Below are 23829 nucleotides of genomic sequence, written 5' to 3' on the forward strand. Positions count from 1 at the left end.
CCGCGCGACACCACCGATCCGGGCCGCGAGCAGGCAGGTAACAGGTCGGCGGCGACCCGGGCGAGCGCGGCCCGGTGAGCCGACGACGCCACTACGCTTGCGGCGTCGTCGGGGACCGTCGTCCTCCATCGGCCCATGAGGGCCGTTCACATAACGCACCGCGGCAGGGGCGGGATGGGTGACCATCCCGCCCCTGCTGTCTGCCGGGATCGATGGGAATTCCGCCACCGGTGCTGGCGTGGCGACGCGTCGCTCCGGTACCGTCCGTTCGTTCGGCGTGATCACGCCTCCCTATCCCCGGGAGAACAATGACCTTCCGCTACCGGTCCACGCTGGCCCGCGCCGGCGTCGTGGCCCTGCTCTCCGCCGCCGGTCTCGGCGCGCTCGCCGGCCCGGCGCAGGCCGCCGACGAGGCCGACCTCCAGCTCATCCCGCTCAGCTACCAGGTCGCCAAGGGCGTCAGCGAGGCGAAGGCCAAGCCGTTCAAGTTCCAGGTGAACAACACCGTCGGAACCGTGGACGCGAAGGACGTCCGGGTCACCGTCGAGACGAACGGACTCAAGACCGACAAGGTCGGCGTGCTGGTCCCGGCCGGTTGCGACATCCGGGGCACCGCCTTCTCCTGCCTGCTCGGCGACCTGCCCGCCGGCACCTCCGAGGACTTCGGCATCCCGCTGTTCGCCAAGGGTGGCAAGGGTGCGGCCGGCACGCTCACGGTCTCGATCAGCGCGGGCAGGAGCGCCAAGGTGCTGGACGAGATCGACCACGACATCACCGTCGCCGAGCCGGGCTACGACCTCACCACGTGGGTGCAGGACGTGTACGCCGACGTGGTGGTCGACGGCGACGACGCCAGCGAGTCGGGCCTGCGCCCGGTCCGGCCGGGCGCGACCGCGCCGCTGGACTGGGCCGTGTTCAACGACGGCAGCAAGCGCGCCACCGGCATCGCGTACGGGATCGGACTGCCGGCCGGCGTCACTTTCGCGAAGCTGCCCGAGGGCTGCGTCGAGCAGAACCTGGGCGGTGTCCTCAACGCGCACTGCGAGGACGCGGGCGCGGTGCTCAAGCCCGGCCAGTACTACACCGCCGACATCCGGGTGACTGTCGGCGCGGACGTGACGGAGAAGCTGCTCCGGCCCGGGATCGTCTGGGCCAAGGGCCTCGACGCCGCGGCCGGGGCGGCCGACGAGGAGCCGCGGGTCGCCAGCTCGGCGCAGCGGCGCGCGTTCACCGAGACCGACGACTTCGACAACACCGCGCTGTTCGACGTCTTCGTCGACCAGAGCCCGCCGTCGAGCCCGTCCCCGAGCCCGTCGCCGACCGCCCAGCCGACGTCGTCGCCGACGGCCGGGCCGACGCCGACCGGCGGCGCGACGGCGGTGCCGACCCCGACCGCCGGTGGTGGCACGGGTGGCGGCGCCGGTGACGGTGGCCTGCCGGTGACCGGTATGCAGATCGGCCTGATCGGCGGGACCGGCGCGGCGGTGCTCGCGGCCGGCGCGGCGCTGATGATGCTGTCCCGCCGCCGCAAGGTGGTGCTGGTCACACCGGGCGAGGAGCGCACCGGCGACTGACCTGGGAACCGATACGCGGCAGGGCGGGGTGGGTGACCACCCCGCCCTGCCGCGTACCCGGGCGGAGCCGGGCGCCGTGCGGCTGGCAGAGTGGAGGGGTGAGCCGTACCCCGCAGGGCCAGCGCGCCAGCCTGGACAAGCAGCCGCACGAGGTAGCCGCGATGTTCGACGGCGTCGCGGCCCGCTACGACCTGACGAACACAGTGCTCTCCTTCGGGCAGGACCGGTCGTGGCGGCGGGCCACCCGGGCGGCGCTCGGGCTGCGGCCGGGCGACCGGGTGCTGGACGTGGGCGCCGGCACCGGTGTGTCGACCGAGGAACTGGCCCACTCCGGGGCGTACGCGGTCGGCGCCGACCTGTCGCTGGGCATGCTGCACGCCGGAAAGCGCACCCGTCCGTCGGTGCCGCTGCTGGCCGGGGACGCCCTGCGGTTGCCGTTCGCCGACGCCAGCTTCGACGCGGTGACCATCTCCTTCGCGCTGCGCAACGTCAACGACACCGACGCGGCGCTGGCCGAGCTGGCCCGGGTGACCCGGCCGGGAGGCCGGCTGGTGGTCTGCGAGTTCAGCACGCCGGTCAACCCGGCGTTCCGCACCGTCTACCTGTCGTACCTGATGCGGTCGTTGCCGGCGGTGGCCCGCGCCGTGTCGAGCAACCCGGACGCCTACGTCTACCTGGCCGAGTCGATCCGGGCCTGGCCGGACCAGGCGGCGCTGGCCGCGCGGATCGCGGCGGCCGGCTGGGGCCGGGTGGCGTGGCGCAACCTGACCGGCGGCGTCGTGGCGCTGCACCGGGCAGTCCGAAACTGACAGTCCGGCCGAGGCTGGCCGGCCATTTCGTGAATGTCCAGTTCTGGTCTACTTTGTCCCGTAGGCTCGCCTCCATGAGGGGACCAGACCAGGCCGCCACCGACGACGACGCCGCCGAGCTCATCGCGCAGCTCCGCGAGCTGGCCGGCGCGGATCCCGCCGATGTCCGCCAGGTCGTCGCCGAGGTGCTCGCCGCGCTGGACCGGGCCGCCGGTGGCGCGTTGCGCGACCACCTGCCCGACGCGATACGCCTCGACGCCGGGCTCGGACCGGCCGCGCAGGCACGCCCGTGACCGGTCTCGACGCTCTTACCGGCGCGTTTCCGCGAAGTTAGGCCCCCCTCAGCGCGAACTGGTGTAACGGCGGTCATAGACTCCAACCCGATCGGCTTGTGAAGCATTTCACGAGCATGCGGGAGGAGGCGCGGATGACCGCGGTGGAGAACGACGCCGACGTCATCGTCGTGGGCGCCGGTCCCGGAGGATCGGCCACGGCGTACCACCTGGCGCGGCACGGCGTACGCGTGCTGCTGCTGGAGAAGACGGAGTTTCCCCGGGAGAAGGTCTGCGGCGACGGGCTCACGCCCCGCGCGGTGCGGCAGCTCATCCGGATGGGCGTGGACACCTCGCCCGAGGCGGGCTGGCTGCACAACAAGGGCCTGCGCGTGATCGGCGGCGGGGTACGCCTGGAACTGGACTGGCCCGACCTGGCCAGCTTCCCCAACTACGGCCTGGTGCGGACCCGGCTCGACTTCGACGACCTGCTCGCCCAGCGGGCGGTCGCCGCCGGGGCGAAGCTGCGCACCAACGTCAACGTCCTCGGGCCGGTGCTCGACGCCGACGACCGGGTGATCGGCGTGCAGGCCGAGGTCGGCCCGGACAAGGAACCGGCCACGTTCCACGCGCCGCTCGTGGTCGCCGCCGACGGCGTCTCCGGCCGCTTCCCGCTCGCCCTCGGGCTGGCCAAGCGGGAGGACCGCCCGATCGGCGTGGCGGTCCGCCGCTACTACCGCTCGCCCGCCAAGCACGACGACGACTACCTGGAGTCCTGGCTGGAACTGCGGGCCAAGGGCAGCGACGCGCTGCTGCCCGGCTACGGCTGGATCTTCGGCCTCGGCGACGGTCGGGTGAACGTCGGCCTCGGCGTCCTCAACTCCTCCTCGGCGTTCGGCAAGACGAACTACCGCAAGCTGCTCACCGACTGGCTCGCGAACACCCCCGAGGACTGGGGGATGACCGACGAGTCCAACGCGGAGGGTCCGACCCTCGGCGCCGCGCTGCCGATGGGCTTCAACCGGGTACCGCACTACACCCGCGGCGTCCTGCTGGTCGGCGACTCCGGCGGCATGGTCAACCCGTTCAACGGCGAGGGCATCGCGTACGCGATGGAGTCGGGCGAGATGGCCGCGGAGGTCCTGGTGCAGGCGCTCGCCCGCCCGGCCGGCGCGGAGCGCGAGCGGGCGCTGATGGCGTACCCGCAGGAGCTGAAGGCCCGCTTCGGCGGCTACTACCGGCTCGGCGGCGTCTTCGTGAAGCTCATCGGCCGCCCCGAGATCATGCGGATGGCGACCAGGCACGGCATGCCGCACCCGATGCTCATGCGGTTCGTGCTCAAGCTGCTGGCCAACCTGACCGACCCGCGCGGCGGGGACGCGATGGACCGGGTCATCAACGCGATGACGAAGGTGGCCCCGGCCGTGTAGGAGACGACCGGCCCCGAGGCCGAACGCCCACGGGCCGGACCGAGATCGACCCCGCCGACCGCTGTCGGGAGGGACGTGAATAGTGTGATTTTGGCCAACCACCGAGGTCAGGGAAGGACGAGCAGGGGACAACGATGACGCTCTCTCCTTACACACCCATCATCGGGCTGTTCGCCCTCGCTGCGGCGTTCGCGCTGTTCTCCGTGGCCGCCGCCCGACTCGTCGGCCCGCGCCGTCTGAACAAGGCCAAGCTCGAGGCGTACGAGTGTGGCATCGAACCGAGCCCGCAGCCGGTCGGCGGCGGCCGGTTCCCGATCAAGTTCTACCTGACGGCGATGCTCTTCATCGTCTTCGACATCGAGATCATCTTCCTCTACCCCTGGGCGGTCTCCTTCGACGCCCTGCCGATCTTCGGCTTTGTGGAGATGGTCCTGTTCATCGTCGCGGTCTTCGTCGCATACGCCTATGTCTGGCGTCGCGGCGGCCTGGACTGGGACTGAGGAGGTAGCAGATGGGCATCGAGGAGAAGCTTCCCTCCGGCGTCCTGCTCACCAGCGTCGAGAAGCTGGTCAACTGGACGCGGAAGACCTCGGTCTGGGGCGCCACGTTCGGTCTGGCCTGCTGCGCCATCGAGATGATGGCGGCGGGCGGCCCGCACTACGACATGGGCCGCTGGGGCATGGAGGTCTTCCGGGCCTCGCCCCGGCAGGCGGACCTGATGATCGTGGCCGGCCGGGTCAGCCAGAAGATGGCCCCGGTCCTGCGCCAGATCTACGACCAGATGGCCGAGCCCCGCTGGGTCATCTCGATGGGCGTCTGCGCCAGCAGCGGCGGCATGTTCAACAACTACGCCATCGTGCAGGGCGTCGACCACGTCGTACCGGTCGACATGTACCTCCCCGGCTGCCCGCCCCGGCCGGAGATGCTCATCGACGCGGTGCTCAAGCTGCGCGAGAAGATCATGTACGAGCCGCTGGGCCCGAACGGCCGCAAGATGCTGGAGGCCCGCCAGGCGCGCGGTGACGTGCCGGCCGTGCCGTACGGCTCGATGCCCTCGTCGTACCGCAGCGACAAGGCCCGGCGTGCCGAGTGGACGAAGGCCGTCCGCGAGGGGCGCGAGGAGCAGCTGCGGATCGAGAACTGGATGAAGGCGCAGAACCACCTTCAGGCGTCGCATAGGGGCCCGAAATGACCGCACCGAACGACAAGACCAACGACGGCGGGGTGCCGGTACCCACCACCCCGGTCGGCGCCAGCTCCACCGCACCGGCGGAGTACCCCCCGGCCAGCCCGGCCGGCCGGGGCATGTTCGGCAACCAGGGCACCGGCGACGTCTCCGGCTACGGCGGCCTGGTCCGCCAGCGCAAGCCGATCGAGGAGGCGACCCGCCCGTACGGCAGCTACTTCGACGAGGTGCGGGACGCGCTGGAGGAGGCGTACCCGGACTTCGGCGACGCGATCGAGAAGGTCGTGGTCGACCGGGGCGAGCTGACCCTGCACATCCGCCCGGAGCGGATCGCCGAGGTCTGCCAGGTGATGCGCGACGACCTCGCGCTGCGCTTCGAGCTGCTCTCCTCGGTGTCCGGCGTGGACTACCTGGGCGCGGAGCGTCGCCTGCACGTGGTCTACCAGCTGACCTCGATGACCTACCGCCGCATGGTCCGGCTGGAGGTGGCCGTCTCCGCCGAGCAGCCGCACGTCCCGAGCGTCACCGCCGTCTACCCGACCGCCGACTGGCAGGAGCGGGAGGCGTACGACATGTTCGGCGTCGTCTTCGACGGCCACCCCAACCTGACCCGGATCCTCATGCCGGACGACTGGGAGGGCCACCCGCAGCGCAAGGACTACCCGCTCGGTGGCGTGCCGGTCGAGTACAAGGGTGCGGAGATCCCGCCGCCGGACAAGCGGCGGTCGTACCAGTGAGCGCGAGGAGTGCAGCGAAGCGGAGCCCCGCAGTCGCGAACGGAGGGTTGGCACTGTGACCACGTCGAACTACGCGACCGAGCGCGAGACGACCGAGGGCAAGGTCTTCACCGTCACCGGCGGGGACTGGGACGAGGTCGTCTCCGGCACGGACCCGATCAACGACGAGCGGATCGTCGTCAACATGGGTCCGCAGCACCCGTCCACCCACGGCGTGCTCCGGCTGGTCCTGGAGCTGGAGGGCGAGACGGTCCGCGAAGCCCGCTCGGTCGTCGGCTACCTGCACACCGGCATCGAGAAGAACCTGGAGTACCGCAACTGGGTCCAGGGCTCGACGTTCGTGACCAGGATGGACTACCTCGCCCCGCTGTTCAACGAGACGGCGTACGCGCTCGCGGTGGAGAAGCTGCTCGGGATCACCGACGACATCACCGAGCGCGCGAACACCATCCGCGTGCTGATGATGGAGCTCAACCGGATCTCGTCGCACCTGGTCTGGCTGGCGACCACCGCCATGGAGCTGGGCGCGATCAACATGATGCTGTACGGCTTCCGCGAGCGGGAGTACGTCCTCGACATCTTCGAGACCATCACCGGCCTGCGGATGAACCACGCGTACGTGCGGCCGGGCGGTGTCGCACAGGACGTGCCGGACGACGCGATCCGCAAGATCCGCGACTTCCTCGTGCTGATGCCGAAGCGGCTCAAGGAGTACGAGAACCTGCTCTCCGGCCAGCCGATCTGGCTGGAGCGCACGCAGCAGGTGGCGGTGCTCGACGTGAGCGCGTGCATGGCGCTCGGCGTCACCGGCCCGGTGCTGCGCAGCGCGGGCCTCGCCTGGGACCTGCGCAAGACCATGCCGTACTGCGGTTACGAGACGTACGAGTTCGACGTGCCGACCCACACCGACGGTGACGTGTGGGGCCGCTACCTGGTCCGGGTGGCGGAGATCCGCGAGTCGCTGAAGCTGGTCGAGCAGGCGCTGGACCGGCTCAAGCCGGGCCCGGTGATGGTCTCCGACAAGAAGATCGCCTGGCCGGCGCAGCTCGCCATCGGCGTGGACGGCATGGGTAACTCGCTGGAGCACGTCGCCAAGATCATGGGTCAGTCGATGGAATCGTTGATCCACCACTTCAAGCTCGTCACCGAGGGCTTCCGGGTTCCGCCGGGCCAGGTGTACGTCGGCATCGAGTCGCCCCGCGGCGAGCTGGGCGTGCACGCGGTGTCCGACGGCGGCACCCGGCCCTACCGGGTGCACTACCGGGAGCCGAGCTTCGTCAACCTCCAGGCCCTCCCGGCGATGGCCGAGGGCGGCCTGATCGCCGACGTGATCGCCGGCGGCGCCTCGCTGGACCCCGTGATGGGTGGTTGTGACCGATGAGCACGTTCACTGAAGAGACCCGGCTCCGGGCGCGGGAGATCATCGCCCGGTACCCGGCGGACCGGTCCCGCTCGGCGTTGCTGCCGCTGCTGCACCTGGTCCAGTCCGAGGAGGGCTACGTCTCCCCGGCCGGTGTCGAGTTCTGCGCCGAGGTGCTCGGGCTCAACAAGGCCCAGGTCGGCGCCGTCGCCACCTTCTACACCATGTACAAGCGCAAGCCCACCGGTGACTACCTGGTGAGCGTCTGCACCAACACGATGTGCGACGTGCTCGGCGGGCAGAAGGTCTACGACACCCTGGCCGAGCACCTCGGCGTCGGGCACGAGGAGACCACCGCCGACGGGAAGATCACCCTGGAGCACGCCGAGTGTCTGGCGGCGTGCGACTACGGCCCGGTGATGACCGTCAACTACGACTTCTTCGACAACGTGGAGCCGCAGGCCGCGCTCGACGTGGTCGAGGAACTGCGCGCGGGCGGCCGCCCGATGCCGACCCGTGGCGCGCGGCTGTGCACGCTCAAGGAGATGGCCGTCCAACTCGCCGGTTTCGCCGACGAGCGCGAGGGCGCGGTGGCCGACGGCGGACCGGGCGAGCCGAGCCTGCGCGGTCTGCGCCTGGCCGAGCAGCACGGCGTCTCGGTGCCGGGCTTCGACCCGAAGACTCCGATCCGCAGCAAGGCCGAGGCCGACCGGGCCGCCGCCGAGGCGAAGGCGAAGGCCGAGAAGCCGGCTCCCGCGCCCGAGCCGGCGAAGGCCGTCGAGCCGGCCAAGCCGGAGGCGGCCACCGGCAGCACCGCGCCGGACGTGAAGGCGCCGGACGACAAGTCGCCGCAGGTGCGTACCGCCGAGACCCGGCAGCCGGACGCGCACACGCCGGTGGCGGACGCGCCCGGCACCAAGGTCCCGGTGGACGGCCCGCCGCCGGCGTCGCGCGACGCGCAGGCGGCGGAAGCGGCCGGCGCGGCGGCGAACCCGCCGGCCGGCGACGGCAAGCCCGCCGGCGACGCGGCCGGCGCGCAGGAGCGCAACCTCAAGGAAGCTGAGGCCGGTACGGGCGCGGACGGCGCCGACCCGGCGGACGCGAACGGATCGGGGGTCCGCAAGTGACCACTCCTCGGCCGGAGACGCTGGCCAAGCTCACGCCGGTGCTCACCAAGCGCTGGCTCTCGCCGGACGCCTGGCGGCTCGGCACCTACGAGAAGCTGGACGGCTACGCCGCCCTGCGCAAGGCGCTCAAGGCGCACCCGGACGACCTGATCCAGCTGATCAAGGACTCCGGGCTGCGCGGCCGGGGCGGCGCGGGCTTCCCGACCGGCCTGAAGTGGGGGTTCATCCCGCAGGGCGACGGCAAGCCGCACTACCTGGTGGTGAACGCCGACGAGGGCGAGCCGGGCACCTGCAAGGACCTGCCGCTGATGACCTACGACCCGCACTCGCTGGTCGAGGGCGTCATCATCGCCTCGTACGCGATCCGGGCCAACCGGGCGTACATCTACATCCGCGGTGAGGCCGTGCACGCCGCCCGGCGGCTGCGGAGCGCGGTCGCCGAGGCGTACGCGAAGGGTTATCTCGGCCGGAACGTCCTCGGCTCGGGCTTCGACCTGGACCTGGTGGTGCACTCCGGCGCCGGGGCGTACATCTGCGGTGAGGAGACCGCGCTGCTGGACTCGCTGGAGGGCTTCCGGGGCCAGCCCCGGCTGCGCCCGCCGTTCCCGGCGACCCACGGCCTGTACGCCAGCCCGACGGTGGTCAACAACGTCGGCACCATCGCCAGCGTGCCGTACATCGTGCTCGGTGGCGCGGACTGGTGGAAGACGATGGGCACGGAGAAGTCGTCCGGCCCGATGATCTACTCGCTGTCCGGCCGGATCGCCAACCCCGGCCAGTACGAGTGCTCGATGGGCATCACGCTGCGCGAGCTGATCGAGCTGGCCGGCGGCATGACGCCCGGGCACAACCTGAAGTTCTGGACGCCGGGTGGCTCGTCGACGCCGCTGCTGACCGCCGAGCACCTGGACGTGCCGCTGGACTTCGAGGGGGTGGCGGGGGCCGGCTCGATCCTGGGCACCACCGCCACGCAGATCTTCTCCGACCAGGACTGCCCGGTGTACGCGACCTACCGGTGGCTGGAGTTCTACCACCACGAGTCGTGCGGCAAGTGCACCCCGTGCCGGGAGGGCAACTACTGGATGGTCCGGGTCTACCGGCGCATCCTGTCCGGCCAGGGCACCCACGAGGACCTGGACACCCTGCTCGACACCTGCGACAACATCCTCGGCCGCTCGTTCTGCGGTCTGGGTGACGGCGCGACCAGCTCGGTCACCTCGTCGCTGAAGTACTTCAAGCAGGACTACCTCGACTACATCGAGGGACGTACCGCGCCGAAGCTGTCGGACAAGCAGCTGGTGGGAGCCCACTAATGACCGACGTAGCCAAGCAGACCGAGACCGTCACGCTGACCATCGACGGCGTCGAGGTCACCGCGCCCAAGGGTGCGCTGCTGATCCGCGTCGCCGAGCAGCTCGGCACCGAGATCCCGCGTTTCTGCGACCACCCGCTGCTGGCCCCGGCCGGCGCCTGCCGGCAGTGCCTGGTGGAGGTGGAGGGCCAGCGCAAGCCGGTCGCCTCCTGCACCCAGACCGTCGCCGACGGCATGGTGGTGCGGACGCAGCTCACCTCCCCGGTCGCCAAGAAGGCCCAGGAGGGGGTGATGGAGCTGCTGCTCCTCAACCACCCCCTGGACTGCCCGATGTGCGACAAGGGCGGCGAGTGCCCGCTGCAGAACCAGGCGATGTCCACCGGCCGGACGGACTCGCGGTTCCACGAGCACAAGCGGGAGTACCCGAAGCCGCTGCCGATCAGCACCCAGGTGCTGCTCGACCGCGAGCGCTGCGTGCTCTGCCAGCGGTGCACCCGGTTCTCCGAGGAGATCGCCGGAGACAAGTTCATCGACCTGATGGGACGCTCCTCGCACGAGGAGATCAACATCTACCGGGACGAGGAGTACGGGGAGGACGGCGACGCCGGTGACGTCCCGTTCAACTCGTACTTCTCCGGCAACACCGTGCAGATCTGCCCGGTGGGCGCGCTGACCGGCGCCCAGTACCGGTTCCGGGCCCGCCCGTTCGACCTGGTCTCCACGCCCAGCGTCTGCGAGCACTGCTCGGCCGGCTGCGCCCAGCGCACCGACTGGCGGCGCGGCAAGGTGCTGCGCCGGCTGGCCGGCGACGACCCGGCGGTGAACGAGGAGTGGAACTGCGACAAGGGCCGCTGGGGCTTCCAGTACACCCGCGCGTTCGACCGGATCAGCACGCCGATGGTGCGCGACGAGAAGACCGGTGAGCTGCGCGAGGCGTCCTGGAGCGAGGCGCTGACCCGGGCCGCCGAAGGGCTGCGCGCGGCCCGCGACGGCGCGACCGGCACGGCGGTGCTGACCGGCGGCCGGCTCACCGTCGAGGACGCCTACGCGTACGCGAAGTTCGCCCGCATCGCGCTGCGTACGAACGACATCGACTTCCGGGCCCGCCCGGCCTCCCGCGAGGAGGCCGACTTCCTGGCCAGCAGCGTCGCCGGGGTCACCGACGTGACCTACACGGACGTGGAGAACGCGCCCGCGGTGGTGCTGGTCGGCCTGGAGCCGGAGGAGGAGTGCCCGATCCTCTTCCTGCGGCTGCGCAAGGCGTACCTGAAGAAGAAGCTCACCGTGTACGCGATCGCGCCGTTCGCGACCCGCGGCCTGGAGAAGCTCGGGGCGAAGCTGGCCCGCGTGGTGCCCGGCGAGGAGGCCGGCGTGCTGGCCGAGCACGCCACTGTGGCCGAGGCGCTGGGTCGGCCCGGCGCGATCCTGGTCGTCGGCGAGCGGCTGGCCGAGGTTCCCGGCGGGCTGTCGGCGGCGGCGGACGTCGCCCGGCGTACCGGCGCCCGGCTGGTCTGGGTGCCGCGGCGCGCGGGTGACCGCGGCGCCGTCGACGCGGGCTGCCTGCCCAACCTGCTCCCCGGCGGCCGGGTCGTCACCGAGCCGGCCGCGCGCGCGGAGCTGGGCGAGGCGTGGGACATCCCGGCCGGGGTGATCCCGAGCCAGGCCGGCCGCGACACCGACGGCATCCTCGCCGCCGCCGCGAACGGCCAGCTCGGCGCCCTGGTGGTGGCCGGCGTCGACCCGGCCGACCTGGCCGACCCGCGCCTGGCCGAGGCGGCCCTGGACGCGGTGCCGTTCCTGGTCAGCCTGGAACTGCGGATGAGCGCGGTGTCCCGCCGCGCCGACGTGGTCCTGCCGGTCGCGCCGGTGGTCGAGAAGGCCGGCAGTTTCCTGGACTGGGAGGGCCGGCTGCGCACGTTCGAGAAGGTGCTGGACACCGGCGCGATGACCGACGCACGGATCCTCGACGCGCTCGCCGCGCAGCTCGACGTGCGGCTGGGCACCGGCGACGTGCCGAGCATCCGGCGCGAGCTGGGCGCGCTGCCGCGTACCCGGGTCGAGCGGCCGTCGGCGCCCTCGGTCGAGCCGGCCGCCGTGCGGCAGCCCGGACCGGGCGAGGCGGTGCTCGCGACCTGGCACCAGTTGATCGACCTGGGCAGCCTCACCGACGGCGACGAGCACCTCGCCGGCACCGCCCGCCCGCCGGTGGTCCGGCTCGGCAAGGGCACCGCCGAGGCGCTGGGCGTGGCCGACGGCGACCCGGTCACGGTGGGCACCGACCGCGGCGCGATCACGCTGCCGGCGGCGATCACCGAGATGCCCGACGGCGTCGTCTGGCTGCCGACCAACTCACCCGGCTCCACCGTGCGGCGCGGCCTCGGCGCGACGTCCGGCGACGTGGTGAGCGTCTCCGCAGGAGGGAACGAAAGGTGGGTGCAGTGAACCCCGTCATCCTCGCGGCGCAGGACCCGACGCTTGCCGACTTCGGCAGGGACCCGTGGTGGCTGGTCCTCGGCAAGATCCTGTTCGCGTTCGTCGTCGCCGTGGCGGCCACGCTGCTCGGCGTCTGGTTCGAGCGCCGGGTGGTCGGCCGCATGGCGGTGCGGCCCGGCCCCAACCAGGCCGGCCCGTTCGGCCTGCTCCAGACGCTCGCCGACGGCGTGAAGCTGGCCTTCAAGGAGGACATCCTCCCGCGCAAGGCCGACAAGGTCGTCTACTTCTTCGCCCCGGTGATCTCGGTGGTCTGCGCGGTCACCGCGCTGTCGGTGATCCCGTTCGGGCCGATGGTGAGCATCTTCGGGCACCGGACGCCGCTGCAGGTCACCGACGTGTCGGTGGCGGTGCTGGTGGTGCTGGCCTTCTCCTCGCTCGCCGTGTACGGCATCGTGCTCGGCGGCTGGGCCAGCGGCTCCACCTACCCGCTGCTCGGCGGCCTGCGCTCGGCGGCCCAGCTGGTCTCGTACGAGGTCACCATGGGCCTGAGCGTGGTCGCGGTCTTCATGACCGCCGGCACCATGTCGACGAGCGGGATCGTCGCCGCACAGGGCGACGGCACGCGGCTGACCATCGGCGGCTTCGACCTCGCCGCGCCCGGCTGGTACGCGATCCTGCTGCTGCCCAGCTTCATCATGTTCTTCATCGCCATCGTCGGTGAGACGAACCGGGCGCCGTTCGACCTGCCCGAGGCGGAGTCGGAGCTGGTGGCCGGTTTCCAGACCGAGTACAGCTCGCTGAAGTTCGCGCTGTTCATGCTCAGCGAGTACGTCGCGATGGTGACCATGTCGGCGTTCACCGTGACGCTGTTCCTCGGCGGCTGGCACGCACCGTGGCCGATCACGATCTGGTCCGGCGCCAACGAGGGCTGGTGGCCGATGCTGTGGTTCTTCGGCAAGGTCATCATGCTGGTGTTCGTCTTCGTCTGGCTGCGCGGCACGCTGCCCCGGCTCCGGTACGACCAGTTCATGCGCTTCGGCTGGAAGGTGCTGCTGCCGCTGAACCTGGTCTGGATCATGGTGCTCGCCGGGCTGCGCTCGATCGAGGACTGGCAGACCCGGGACCGGCTGCTCGTCACCGCCGTCGGCGCGGGCGTGCTGCTGCTGGCCACGCTCTTCTGGCCGTCGCGCAAGAAGGAGCTGAAGCCGTCGCTCCAGGAGCAGGCGGACACCCGGCCGTACGGCAGCTTCCCGCTGCCGCCGATGGATCTTCAGGTTCCGCCGAGCCCGCGTACCAAGCGCGTGCTCGCCGAGCGGGAGCCGGCCAACGTCGTCGCCGGCCCGGACTCCAGGGAGGTGTGACGTGGGCGCGATCACCGGAACGTTCAAGGGCTTCGGTGTCACCTTCTCGCACATGTTCAAGAAGGTCGTCACCACCGACTACCCGTTCAAGCCGCCGGTCTCGGCGCCGCGCTACCACGGGCGGCACATCCTCAACCGGCACCCGGACGGGCTGGAGAAGTGCATCGGCTGCGAGCTGTGCGCCTGGGCCTGCCCGGCCGACGCGATCTATGTGGAGGGTGGCGACAACACCGAGGAGCAGCGCTTCTCCCCGGGTGAGCGGTACGCCAGCATCTACCAGATCAACTACGCCCGGTGCATCTTCTGCGGGCTCTGCATCGAGGCCTGCCCGACCCGTTCGCTCACCATGAGCAACGAGTACGAGCTGGCCCGGGACAACCGGCAGGACCTGATCTTCACCAAGGAGCAGCTGCTCGCGCCGCTGCTCGAAGGCATGGAGCAGCCGCCGCACCCGATGCGGCTGGGCGACAGCGAGAAGGACTACTACGTCGGCGCGCTCACCAACCCGGGCACCTCGGCCGGCGCCGAGCGCTCGCCGATGGGCCCCGGCCGGTACCAGGTGGACGAGCACCCGGGCGTGACCTTCCCCGGCGCCGAGCAGGCCGAGCAGCGGTCCGCCGCCGCGGCGGGCAAGGGAGGCAAGGCATGACCTCGGCTACGGTGCTCGCCGCCGCGGGCCAGGTGTCCGGCGGCGAGGAGGTCACCTTCTGGATCCTCGCCCCGCTGGCCCTGCTCGGTGCGGTCGGCATGGTGTGGGCCCGCAACGCGGTCCACTCGGCGCTCTGGCTGGTGCTGACCATGCTCTGCCTGGGCGTGTTCTACGTGCTCCAGGCCGGGCCGTTCATCGGCATGGTGCAGATCATCGTCTACACCGGCGCGATCATGATGCTGTTCCTGTTCGTGCTGATGCTGGTCGGCCGGGACGCGTCCGACTCGCTCATCGAGACGCTGCGCGGCCAGCGGGTCGCCGCCGTGGTCCTCGGGCTCGGCTTCGCCGGCCTGGTGGGCACCGGCCTGTACCGCGCGCTCGACGGCGTCCAGGCGGTCGGGCTCGACGAGGCCAACGGCGAGGGCAACGTGCAGGGCATCGCCCGGCTGCTGTTCACCAAGTACGTCTTCGCCTTCGAGCTGACCTCGGCGCTGCTGATCACCGCCGCGGTGGGCGCGATGGTGCTGGCGCACGTGGAGCGGCGCAAGGCGGACCGGATGGACCAGATCGCCACCATGAAGGCGCGGTTCCGCCCCGGCAACTACCCCGGACCGAAGCCCGGCCCGGGTGTCTACGCCACGTCCTCCTCGGTGGCCACCCCGGCCCGTCTGCCCGACGGCCGGCTGACCGACCGCAGCATTCCGGAGATCCTGCCGGTGCGCGAGTTGACGGCCGAGGAGACCGCACCGAAGGGGACTGACAAATGACCCCGGACTACTACCTCATTCTCGCGGCGGTGCTGTTCACCATCGGCGCCGTGGGCGTGCTGGTCCGGCGCAACGCGATCGTGCTGTTCATGTGCATCGAGCTGATGCTCAACGCGGCCAACCTGACCCTGGTCACGTTCAGCCGGATCAACGGCGACCTGAACGGCCAGATCATGGCGTTCTTCGTGATGGTGGTCGCGGCGGCCGAGGTCGTGGTCGGGCTCGCGATCATCATGGCGATCTTCCGGACCCGGCGCTCGGCCAGCGTCGACGACGCCAACCTGCTGAAGTACTGAGGGGCTCGTGGTGGAACAGATTCTGACGATCGCCCAGTCTGAGCCAGCCGAGGCCGTCACCTTCGCCACGGCGGACGGGATGCTGGGCAGCGTCTGGCTGCTGGTGGCGATCCCGCTGGTCAGCGCGGCGATCCTGCTGCTGCTCGGCAAGCGGGCCGACCGCTGGGGCCACTGGCTCGGCGTGGGCGCCATCGGCGCCGCCTTCGTGCTCGGGCTCACCTACTTCTTCCAGCTCCGCGGCTTGGAGAACAAGCAGGTCGAGCTGAGCCTCTGGGACTTCATCGCGGTCGGCGGCCTGCGGGTGGACTTCGGTCTGCTCTTCGACCCCCTGGCGGCGGTGTTCGTCCTGCTGATCACCGGGGTGGGCTTCCTGATCCACCTCTACGCCGTGGAGTACATGGCGCACGACAAGGGTCGGCGGCTGTTCTTCGCGTACTTCAACCTGTTCGTCGCCGCCATGCTGCTGCTGGTGCTCGGCAACAACTACGTGATGCTCTACTTCGGCTGGGAGGGCGTCGGTCTGGCGTCGTACCTGCTGATCTCCTTCTGGTACGGCCGGCCGAGCGCGGCCACCGCCGGCAAGAAGGCGTTCCTGATGAACCGGGTCGGCGACGCCGGCCTGGCCATCGGCATCTTCATCATGTTCGCCATGCTCGGCACCACCCAGTACGACGAGGTGTTCAACGGGGTCGGCTCGCTGACCTCGACCACCGTGCTGGTGCTCGGCCTGCTGCTCCTGCTCGGCGCGGCCGGCAAGTCCGGCCAGTTCCCGCTCCAGGCCTGGCTGCCGGACGCCATGGAGGGTCCGACCCCGGTGTCCGCGCTCATCCACGCGGCCACCATGGTCACCGCCGGCGTCTACCTGATCGCCCGCTCCAACGCGATCTTCTCGGCCAACGAGACGCTCCAGCTCGTGGTGGTCAGCGTCGGCGCGCTCACCCTGCTGATGGGCTGCATCATCGGTGCGGCCAAGGACGACATCAAGCGCGTCCTGGCCTGGTCGACGGTGAGCCAGATCGGCTACATGTTCCTCGGCGTCGGTCTCGGCGGCGGCGCGTACGCGCTGGCCATCGTGCACCTGCTGGCGCACGGCTTCTTCAAGGCCAACATGTTCCTCGGCGCCGGTTCGGTCATGCACGGCATGAACGACCAGGTGGACATCCGCCGCTTCGGCGGGCTGTCCAAGTACATGAAGGTCACCTGGCTGACGTTCATGATGGGCTGGCTCGCCATCATCGGCATGTTCCCGTTCTCCGGCTACTTCTCCAAGGAGCCGATCATCGTGGCCGCGTTCGAGCGGGAGGGCTGGACGGCCTGGCTGTTCGGGCTGGCCGCGCTGCTCGGCGCCGGGCTCACCGCGTTCTACATGACGCGGCTGTTCGTGCTCACGTTCCACGGCCCGAAGCGTTGGACCGAGGACATCGAGCACCCGCACGAGTCGCCGAAGCTGATGACCATCCCGCTGATCCTGCTGGCGATCGGCTCGGTCGGCGCGGGCTTCCTGCTCGCCACCTCCGTGCCGGACTGGCTCACCGCCACCAACGGGCTCGCGTCCGAGAGCGGGGAGCACGCGCCGGTGCTGGCGCACTGGCTGCTCACCGCGCTGTCGCTGCTGGTCACCGTGCTCGGTGCCGGGCTGGCCTGGTTCCTGTTCCGCGCCGGCACGGCCACCGAGCCGCAGCCGGCCGGCGTGGTGGTCACCGCCGCCCGCCGCAACCTCTACACGGACGCCTTCAACGAGGCGGTCTTCGAGAAGCCGGGCATCTTCCTCACCCGGGCGCTGGTGTTCCTCGACAACCGGGGCGTGGACGGGCTGGTGAACGGCCTGGCCGCCGCCGTGGGCGGGGGCTCGGGCCGGCTCCGGCGGCTCCAGACCGGCTTCGTGCGGTCGTACGCGACCTCGATCCTGACCGGCGCGCTGCTCGTGGTGGCGGCGTTCCTGGCGGTGCAGGCGGGGTGGTTGGCGTGATCGACCTCAACGCGGCCGCCCCCGCCGGCGGGCCACGCAGTCACGACGGAGGTAAGGCCGAATAATGTCCAACTTCCCGTTCCTCTCGGTGCTGACCGTGGCGCCGCTGGTCGGCGCCCTGGTGGTGGCACTGCTGCCCCGCAGCCGCCCCGACCTGGCCAAGCTGGTGGCGTTCGGCTGGTCGCTGCTGGTGCTGGTGCTCTCGGTGGTGATGTGGTTCGCCTTCTCCGCCGGTGGTGACCGGTTCCAGTTCCGCGAGTCGTACCCGTGGATCCCGAACTGGGGCGTGAAGTTCACCTTCGAGGTGGACGGCATCGCGCTGGTCATGCTGATGCTGATCGCGATCCTGGTGCCCCTGGTGATCCTGGCGTCCTGGCACGACGCCGAGGCGTCGAAGCGCTCCGTGCCCGCGTACTTCGCTCTGCTGCTCGTCCTCGAATGCACGATGATCGGCGTCTTCGCCGCCGCCGACGTCTTCCTGTTCTACGTGTTCTTCGAGGTCATGCTGGTGCCGATGTACTTCCTGATCGGCAGCTACGGCGGCCACCAGCGGCAGTACGCGGCGGTGAAGTTCTTCCTCTACTCGCTGGTCGGCGGTCTGTTCATGCTGGCCGCGGTGATCGGCCTCTGGGTCGTCGGCGGGAAGACCTTCGACTGGCAGACGCTGAGCCAGGCGGAGTTCGCCACCGACACGGCCCGCTGGCTGTTCCTCGGCTTCTTCGTGGCCTTCGCGATCAAGGCGCCGTTCTTCCCGTTCCACACCTGGCTGCCGGACGCCGGTGGCGCGGCCCCGGCCGGTGCCGCCGCGCTGCTGGTCGGCGTGCTGGACAAGGTCGGCACGTTCGGCATCCTGCGCTACTGCCTCCCGCTGTTCCCGGAGGCGTCGCGGTGGTTCGCGCCGTGGGCGCTGGCGCTGGGCGTCATCGGCATCATCTACGCCGCGCTGCTGGCGGTCGGCCAGAACGACCTGAAGCGTCTGGTGTCGTACACCTCGATCGCGCACTTCGGGTTCATCGGCGTCGGCATCTTCGCGTTCACCACCCAGGCCGGCACCGGCGCGGTGCTCTACATGCTCAACCACGGCCTGGCCACCGGCCTGCTGTTCCTGGTGGTCGGCATGCTGGTCGCCCGGCGCGGATCGGCGCTGATCAGCGACTTCGGCGGCGCGGGCAAACTGGTGCCGGTGCTGGCCGGTGTGCTGTTCTTCGCCGGTCTGGCCTCGCTGGCGCTGCCGGGCACCGCGCCGTTCGTCTCCGAGTTCCTGGTGCTGATCGGCACGTTCACCGTCAACAAACCGGTCGCGGTGATCGCCACGCTCGGCATCATCCTGGCGGCGGCGTACGTGCTGTGGATGGTGCAGCGCACCACGCAGGGCACCCTGAACCCGGCGCTGACCGAGGTCGAGGGCATGCGCCGTGACCTCACCCTGCGCGAGAAGGTGGTCGTCGCGCCGCTGATCGCGCTGATCGTGCTGCTCGGCTTCTACCCGAAGCCGGTCACCGATGTCATCAACCCCGCCGTCCAGGCGACCATGCAGGACGTCGGCAAGTCCGATCCCGCCCCTGAGGTCGGCAGCGTCCAGGAGGCCGCGAAGTGAGTGAACTGAAGCTGCCGTCGATCGACTACGCGGCGCTCGCTCCCATCCTGATCATGCTGGGCGCGGCCCTGCTCGGGGTCCTTGTCGAGGCGTTCGTGCCGCGCCGCCTGCGCAACGCGGTGCAGCTCGGGCTCGCCCTGGTGGCGCTGCTCGCCGCGATCGTCATGGTGATCCTGAACGCCGACGACCGGCTGATCACCATCGGCGGTGCCATCGCGATCGACGGCCCGACGCTGTTCCTCCAGGGCGCCATCCTGGTGCTCGCGGTGATGGCGCTGCTGCTCGTCGGCGACCGGACGGTGGAGCGGGGCGGCGCGTTCGTGGCGCACGCCGCGGTCACCGCCGAGTCGCCGGAGGACCGCCGGCAGGCCGAGGGCGTCGGTGGCGCCACCGAGGTCTACCCGCTGATGTCGTTCGCGATCGGCGGCATGCTGATCTTCGTGGCGGCGAACGACCTGCTGACGATGTTCGTCGCGCTGGAGGTCTTCTCGCTCCCGCTCTACCTGCTCTGCGCGCTGGCCCGCCGCCGGCGTCTGCTGAGCCAGGAGGCGGCGCTGAAGTACTTCATGCTCGGCGCGTACGCCTCGGCGTTCTTCCTGTTCGGGGTGGCCCTGATCTACGGCTTCACCTCCGGGATCCCGGGCCGTGCGGCGGGCGTCGACTTCGCCACCGTGCACGCCGCGGTCACCGACTCCCCGTCCAGCCCGGTGCTGCTGTTCGCCGGCATGGCGCTGCTCTCCATCGGCCTGCTGTTCAAGGCCGCCGCCGCGCCGTTCCACGTCTGGACGCCGGACGTCTACCAGGGCGCGCCGACCCCGGTCACCGGCTTCATGGCGGCCTGCACCAAGGTCGCCGCGTTCGGCGCGCTGCTGCGCGTCTTCCACGTGGCGTTCGCCGGGGCCTCCTGGGACTTCACCCCGGTGCTCGGCGCGATCGCGGTGCTGACCATGCTGGTCGGCGCCGTGCTGGCGGTCACCCAGACCGACATCAAGCGCCTGCTGGCGTACTCGTCGATCGCGAACGCCGGCTACCTGCTCGTCGGTGTGCTGGCGCCGAGCCGCGAAGGGCTCTCCGGCACCATGTTCTACCTGGCCGCGTACGGCTTCTCGGTGCTCGCCGCGTTCGCCGTGGTGACGCTGGTGCGCGACGCCGACGGGGAGGCCACCCACCTGTCCCGCTGGGCCGGGCTGGGCCGCCGCTCGCCGTTCTTCGCGGCGATCTTCACGTTTATCCTGCTGGCCTTCGCCGGTATCCCGTTGACCAGCGGGTTCACCAGCAAGTTCGCGGTCTTCGGTCCGGCCCTGGAGGCGGACCAGGCGTGGCTGGTGATCGCGGGCGTGCTGACCAGCATGGTGCTGGCGTTCCCGTACCTGCGGGTCGTGGTGATGATGTGGCTGTCCGAGCCGGGTGAGTCCACCCCGACGGTGACCGTGCCGGGTGCGCTCACCTCGGCCGCCCTGGTCATCGGCGTGGTGGCCACGCTGGTGCTGGGCGTGGTGCCCGGCCCGCTGCTCGACCTGACGACCGGTGCCGCCGAATTCGTCAGATGACAGAGGTGATCACACCGGGGGCCGGTACGCCGTGGCGTGCCGGCCCTCGGCGTATCCCCGTCGGCGAGCAGGTCGAACGGGTGTGGCATGGTTGAGGATGTGGCGAACCCGGCTGGCGAGCGTTCAGGTCAGTTCGGCGCGCTCGGCCTGCACCTCGCCGACCCGCGCGCCGAAGCCTCAGTGCTGGGCGTACTCGACCGGGTAGAGGCGAGCCTGCGGGCGAGCGTGGCGAGCGCCGATCCGCTGGTCACCGAGGCGTCCCGGCACCTGGTGGAGGCCGGCGGCAAGCGGTTCCGTCCGTTGCTGGTGGCGCTCGGCGCCCAGTTCGGCGAGCCGGACGCACCCCAGGTCGTACCCGCCGCCGTGGTGATGGAGCTCACCCACCTGGCAACGCTCTACCACGACGACGTGATGGACGAGGCGGCCGTGCGGCGTGGCGCCCCGAGCGCCAACTCCCGCTGGACCAACTCGGTCGCCATCCTGGTCGGCGACTACCTCTTCGCCCGGGCCGCGGACATCGCCGCCGACCTGGGTCCCGAGGCGGTACGCCTCCAGGCCCGCACGTTCGCCCGGCTGGTGCACGGCCAGATCGCCGAGACGGTCGGCCCGCGCGACACCGACCCGGTCGCGCACTACCTGCACGTGATCGCCGAGAAGACCGGCTCGCTGATCGCCACGTCGGCCCGCTTCGGCGGCATGTTCGGCGGCGCGTCCCCGGAGCACATCGAGGCCCTGGCCGAGTACGGCGAGATCATCGGCGTCGCGTTCCAGCTCTCCGACGACCTGCTGGACATCGCCAGCGAGTCGGTTCAGTCCGGCAAGACCCCCGGCACGGACCTGCGCGAGGGCGTGCCCACCCTGCCGGTGCTGTACGCGCTGGCCGCCGACGACGCGGACGCGGCGAGCGTACGGCTGCGCGAGATCCTGTCCACCGGCCCGCTGGTGGACGACGCGCTGCACGCCGAGGCGCTCGGCCTGCTGCGGGAGTCCCCGGCGCTCAAGCGCGCCCGGGAGACGGTGCGCAGCTACGCCGAGGACGCGCGCGCCCGGCTGGCCCCGCTCCCCGAGGGTCCGGCCCGCCGCGCGCTGGAGTCGCTCTGCGACTACATCGCCGACCGCACCAGCTGACCTACCCACTGCACTCTCGCCCTCACCCGGCTCACCCCGCCGCCCTGGCCTCGTCGATCACGAGGTTGGCTTGCCGCGTAGCCGGGTGCAGGAGGCGGGCGCCGAGCAGCATCAGGAGGGCGGCGAGGAGCATCGCGGTAGCCGCCGTCAGCCACATCGCCGGGTAGCCGGCCGCGCCGGCCAGCGCGCCCAGGCCGAGCGGGCCCAGGCAGCCGCCCGCGTACACCCCGGTCTGGGTGATCGAGGTGGCGGCGGCCGGCGCCTGCGGGTGGAGCCGGACCACGGCGAAGTTCATCAGCCCCGGCCATGCCCAGCCGAGCCCGAAGCCGAGAACCACGCCCGCGACCAGCGGCGTCGAGCCGGCCACCGCGAGCAGGATCAGGCCGACGGAGCCGGTCAGCAGCATCCCGGCGATCAGCCCGACGTGCCCGCTGGTGCGCCGGTCGGCCAGCCAGCCGACGCCCACCCGGGCGAGCACGCACACCACGCTGCCCAGCGTCAGCGTCAGGCCGGCCAGCCCGGGGGAGAGCCCGCGCGCCGCGGCCGAGTCGACGAGGAACGTGCCGAGGGCGTTCGCGGCGGCCGCGGCGAGCGTCGCGGCCAGCCCGATCACCACGAGCGGGCCTCTGCCGCCGGGACGGCGACCGGAGGCGCTCCGGGCCCGCCCGTCCCGTCCGGCCCGCGGTACGGCCGGCAGCGCGGCCACGGCGGCCACGGCGGCCGCCACGAAGGCCCAGCGCCAGCCGGCGGTGAGCGCGACAGTGGGGACCGCCAGACCGGCCAGCAGCGTGGCGGCGGGTACGGCGGCCTGCTTCACGCCGAACGAGAGGCCCTGCCGGTGGGCGGGCACGTGCTCGGCCAGCGCGGCGTTGCTGGCGAGCTGCCCGAGGGCGTTGGCGGCGGCGCTCAGGGCCAGCAGCGCGACCAGGACCGGGTACGACCGGGCCAGACCGGCCACGGCGAGCAGCGAGGCGGCGGAGAGCACGACGGCGGCCCGGGCGACCGGGGCCGGGCCGAAGCGCTCGACCAGGGCGCCGGAGGGCACCGAGGCGAGCGCGCTCACACCGAAGTAGATCGAGACGGCCAGGCCCAGGCCGGCCGGGCTGAAGCGGAGTTCGTCAGCGAGCTGGACGGCGAGCCCGCCCACCAGGAACACCGGTAGGACGCACACGATCGTGGTGAGGGTGGCGCCCGCGCCGACCGTGACCGCGCGCCGGGACGTCGCAGGGGTGGCACGCGAAACTGTTTCAGTCATCGCGAGCACACCTTACGCCTGCGCGTTTCGGCTGCTCATCGTGTCGGTGGACGTACCGTCTGTGTCCGGTCTTCTGGCATCCTCCATCCGAACAGGCATTTCGCACTCGGCCGGTTTTTCATATGGTGTAAGTCCCCGGCGGCGGAGGTGGTTGTGCGCGACCCCTTGGCGGAACCTTCGGACCTGATCCGTAGCGTCTCCCGCGCGCTTCGCGTGCTCGAGTCGGTCGGCCGTGCGCCGAGAGGGCTCACCGTGAAGCAGATCGCGCGGCGCTGCGAGCTGACCGTCGCCACCACCTACCACCTGGTGCGCACCCTCGCGTACGAGGGCTACGTGATCCGGCGCGAGGACGGGACGTACATCGTGGGGTTGGAGGTGGCCGACCGCTACCGCGAGCTGGTCACCGCGTTCCGTGGGCCGCCCGCGGTCGGTGAGGCGCTGCGCCGCGCGGCGTCGGACACCGGCTGGAGCCACTACCTCGGCCGTTTCGTCGGCGGCCAGGTGGCGGTGACCGCGTCCGCCGAGGGGCCGCGCTCGCCCTACCTGGAAGACCTGGTGCCCGGCTTCGACGAGGGCGCGCACGCCACCGCGCTCGGCAAGAGCCTGCTCGCCACGCTCACCACCGAACAGCGCTTCCGTTACCTGCGCGAGTACGGCATGCGCCCGTTCACGAACGCCACCCTCACCACGGTCGAGGCCTTCGAGGCGGACCTGGCCGCCGGTGACCGGCGCGGCATGCAGCTGGAACTCGGGCAGTTCCGGCAGGGCGTGGCGTGCGCCGCCGTGCTCGTCACCCCGGACAAGGACATGGAGCGCCGGGTGGTGCTGGCGTGCGCGCTGCCGGCCGGGGAGATGATGACCTCGGCCCGGGTGGTCCGAGCCAAGCTGCTCACCGCCGCGCGGGCCATCGCCGACGGGATCGCCTCGGAGAACTGACGAAGGGCCGCCGACCTGGTGGGTCGACGGGCGGATCGGCCCGGATCTGAACCGGACGTGAACAGCTCCGCACTGACCTGC

At 71.3% G+C, this 23829-nt stretch carries 21 protein-coding genes; 20 read left to right on the forward strand and 1 reads right to left on the reverse strand.

The features are described 5' to 3' along the window. The first annotated feature begins 308 nt into the window (after positions 1-308). The 19 genes from ACFYON_RS04530 to ACFYON_RS04620 all read left to right on the forward strand — a co-directional run bounded on the left by ACFYON_RS04530 (position 309) and on the right by ACFYON_RS04620 (position 21557). A complete protein-coding gene (locus ACFYON_RS04530) occupies positions 309-1574 on the forward strand; it encodes a cell wall anchor protein (protein ID WP_357708743.1) in 1266 nt (421 codons plus the stop codon). 98 nt (positions 1575-1672) lie between these two features. Continuing rightward, entirely contained in the window at positions 1673-2383 is a 711-nt protein-coding gene (locus ACFYON_RS04535; protein ID WP_354867819.1) for a demethylmenaquinone methyltransferase, read from the forward strand. 74 nt (positions 2384-2457) lie between these two features. Then, positions 2458-2676, forward strand: coding sequence for a hypothetical protein (locus ACFYON_RS04540; RefSeq protein ID WP_354867821.1), 219 nt, complete (start codon positions 2458-2460; stop codon positions 2674-2676). A gap of 134 nt (positions 2677-2810) precedes the next feature. Continuing rightward, positions 2811-4085 (forward strand): geranylgeranyl reductase family protein, encoded by a 1275-nt coding sequence (locus tag ACFYON_RS04545; protein WP_354867824.1) that lies wholly within the window; start codon positions 2811-2813, stop codon positions 4083-4085. Between the two features lie 134 nt (positions 4086-4219). Further along, complete coding sequence (locus ACFYON_RS04550; protein ID WP_354867826.1) at positions 4220-4585, forward strand: NADH-quinone oxidoreductase subunit A; 366 nt, start codon at positions 4220-4222, stop codon at positions 4583-4585. Positions 4586-4596: 11 nt separating this feature from the next. Next, a complete protein-coding gene (locus tag ACFYON_RS04555; protein WP_354867828.1) occupies positions 4597-5277 on the forward strand; it encodes an NADH-quinone oxidoreductase subunit B family protein in 681 nt (226 codons plus the stop codon). Next, positions 5274-6008 (forward strand): NADH-quinone oxidoreductase subunit C, encoded by a 735-nt coding sequence (locus ACFYON_RS04560; RefSeq protein WP_354867830.1) that lies wholly within the window; start codon positions 5274-5276, stop codon positions 6006-6008. Before ACFYON_RS04555 ends, ACFYON_RS04560 begins: the two co-directional genes overlap by 4 nt. 55 nt (positions 6009-6063) lie before the next feature. Then, the gene (locus ACFYON_RS04565; RefSeq protein ID WP_354867833.1) at positions 6064-7389 is read left to right on the forward strand and encodes an NADH-quinone oxidoreductase subunit D; all 1326 of its coding nucleotides are present in this window, start codon (positions 6064-6066) and stop codon (positions 7387-7389) included. Further along, the gene (nuoE, locus tag ACFYON_RS04570) at positions 7386-8495 is read left to right on the forward strand and encodes an NADH-quinone oxidoreductase subunit NuoE (protein ID WP_354867835.1); all 1110 of its coding nucleotides are present in this window, start codon (positions 7386-7388) and stop codon (positions 8493-8495) included. Before ACFYON_RS04565 ends, nuoE begins: the two co-directional genes overlap by 4 nt. After that, positions 8492-9808 carry an NADH-quinone oxidoreductase subunit NuoF gene (nuoF, locus tag ACFYON_RS04575; RefSeq protein ID WP_354867838.1) on the forward strand — a complete coding sequence of 439 codons (1317 nt, stop codon included), beginning with the start codon at positions 8492-8494 and terminating at the stop codon, positions 9806-9808. Before nuoE ends, nuoF begins: the two co-directional genes overlap by 4 nt. Then, a complete protein-coding gene (locus tag ACFYON_RS04580) occupies positions 9808-12249 on the forward strand; it encodes an NADH-quinone oxidoreductase subunit G (RefSeq protein ID WP_355047341.1) in 2442 nt (813 codons plus the stop codon). Before nuoF ends, ACFYON_RS04580 begins: the two co-directional genes overlap by 1 nt. Further along, positions 12246-13601 (forward strand): NADH-quinone oxidoreductase subunit NuoH, encoded by a 1356-nt coding sequence (nuoH, locus tag ACFYON_RS04585; RefSeq protein ID WP_354867843.1) that lies wholly within the window; start codon positions 12246-12248, stop codon positions 13599-13601. The genes ACFYON_RS04580 and nuoH overlap by 4 nt, the downstream gene beginning before the upstream one ends. Before the next feature lies 1 nt (position 13602). Further along, the gene (gene nuoI / locus ACFYON_RS04590) at positions 13603-14250 is read left to right on the forward strand and encodes an NADH-quinone oxidoreductase subunit NuoI (RefSeq protein ID WP_354867844.1); all 648 of its coding nucleotides are present in this window, start codon (positions 13603-13605) and stop codon (positions 14248-14250) included. Then, positions 14247-15017, forward strand: coding sequence for an NADH-quinone oxidoreductase subunit J (locus ACFYON_RS04595; protein ID WP_354867847.1), 771 nt, complete (start codon positions 14247-14249; stop codon positions 15015-15017). The genes nuoI and ACFYON_RS04595 overlap by 4 nt, the downstream gene beginning before the upstream one ends. Then, a complete protein-coding gene (gene nuoK / locus ACFYON_RS04600; protein WP_013283611.1) occupies positions 15014-15313 on the forward strand; it encodes an NADH-quinone oxidoreductase subunit NuoK in 300 nt (99 codons plus the stop codon). Before ACFYON_RS04595 ends, nuoK begins: the two co-directional genes overlap by 4 nt. A 7-nt stretch (positions 15314-15320) precedes the next feature. Then, the gene (gene nuoL, locus ACFYON_RS04605) at positions 15321-17282 is read left to right on the forward strand and encodes an NADH-quinone oxidoreductase subunit L (protein ID WP_387187722.1); all 1962 of its coding nucleotides are present in this window, start codon (positions 15321-15323) and stop codon (positions 17280-17282) included. Between the two features lie 64 nt (positions 17283-17346). Further along, positions 17347-18879, forward strand: a complete 1533-nt coding sequence (locus ACFYON_RS04610) for an NADH-quinone oxidoreductase subunit M (RefSeq protein ID WP_354867850.1) — start codon at positions 17347-17349, stop codon at positions 18877-18879. Then, the gene (nuoN, locus tag ACFYON_RS04615; protein WP_354867852.1) at positions 18876-20429 is read left to right on the forward strand and encodes an NADH-quinone oxidoreductase subunit NuoN; all 1554 of its coding nucleotides are present in this window, start codon (positions 18876-18878) and stop codon (positions 20427-20429) included. Before ACFYON_RS04610 ends, nuoN begins: the two co-directional genes overlap by 4 nt. An 87-nt stretch (positions 20430-20516) precedes the next feature. Beyond that, positions 20517-21557 (forward strand): polyprenyl synthetase family protein, encoded by a 1041-nt coding sequence (locus ACFYON_RS04620; protein WP_354867854.1) that lies wholly within the window; start codon positions 20517-20519, stop codon positions 21555-21557. Positions 21558-21588: 31 nt separating this feature from the next. Here ACFYON_RS04620 and ACFYON_RS04625 read toward each other — a convergent pair whose 3' ends face one another. Further along, positions 21589-22812 carry an MFS transporter gene (locus ACFYON_RS04625; RefSeq protein ID WP_354867857.1) on the reverse strand — a complete coding sequence of 408 codons (1224 nt, stop codon included), beginning with the start codon at positions 22810-22812 and terminating at the stop codon, positions 21589-21591. 153 nt (positions 22813-22965) lie between these two features. Between ACFYON_RS04625 and ACFYON_RS04630 the strand changes: the two genes are divergently transcribed. Then, the gene (locus ACFYON_RS04630; protein ID WP_354867859.1) at positions 22966-23748 is read left to right on the forward strand and encodes a helix-turn-helix domain-containing protein; all 783 of its coding nucleotides are present in this window, start codon (positions 22966-22968) and stop codon (positions 23746-23748) included. Positions 23749-23829 lie beyond the last annotated feature (81 nt).

Origin of the sequence: Micromonospora sp. NPDC005686 (assembly GCF_042871665.1) — a bacterium.
Taxonomy (GTDB): domain Bacteria; phylum Actinomycetota; class Actinomycetes; order Mycobacteriales; family Micromonosporaceae; genus Micromonospora.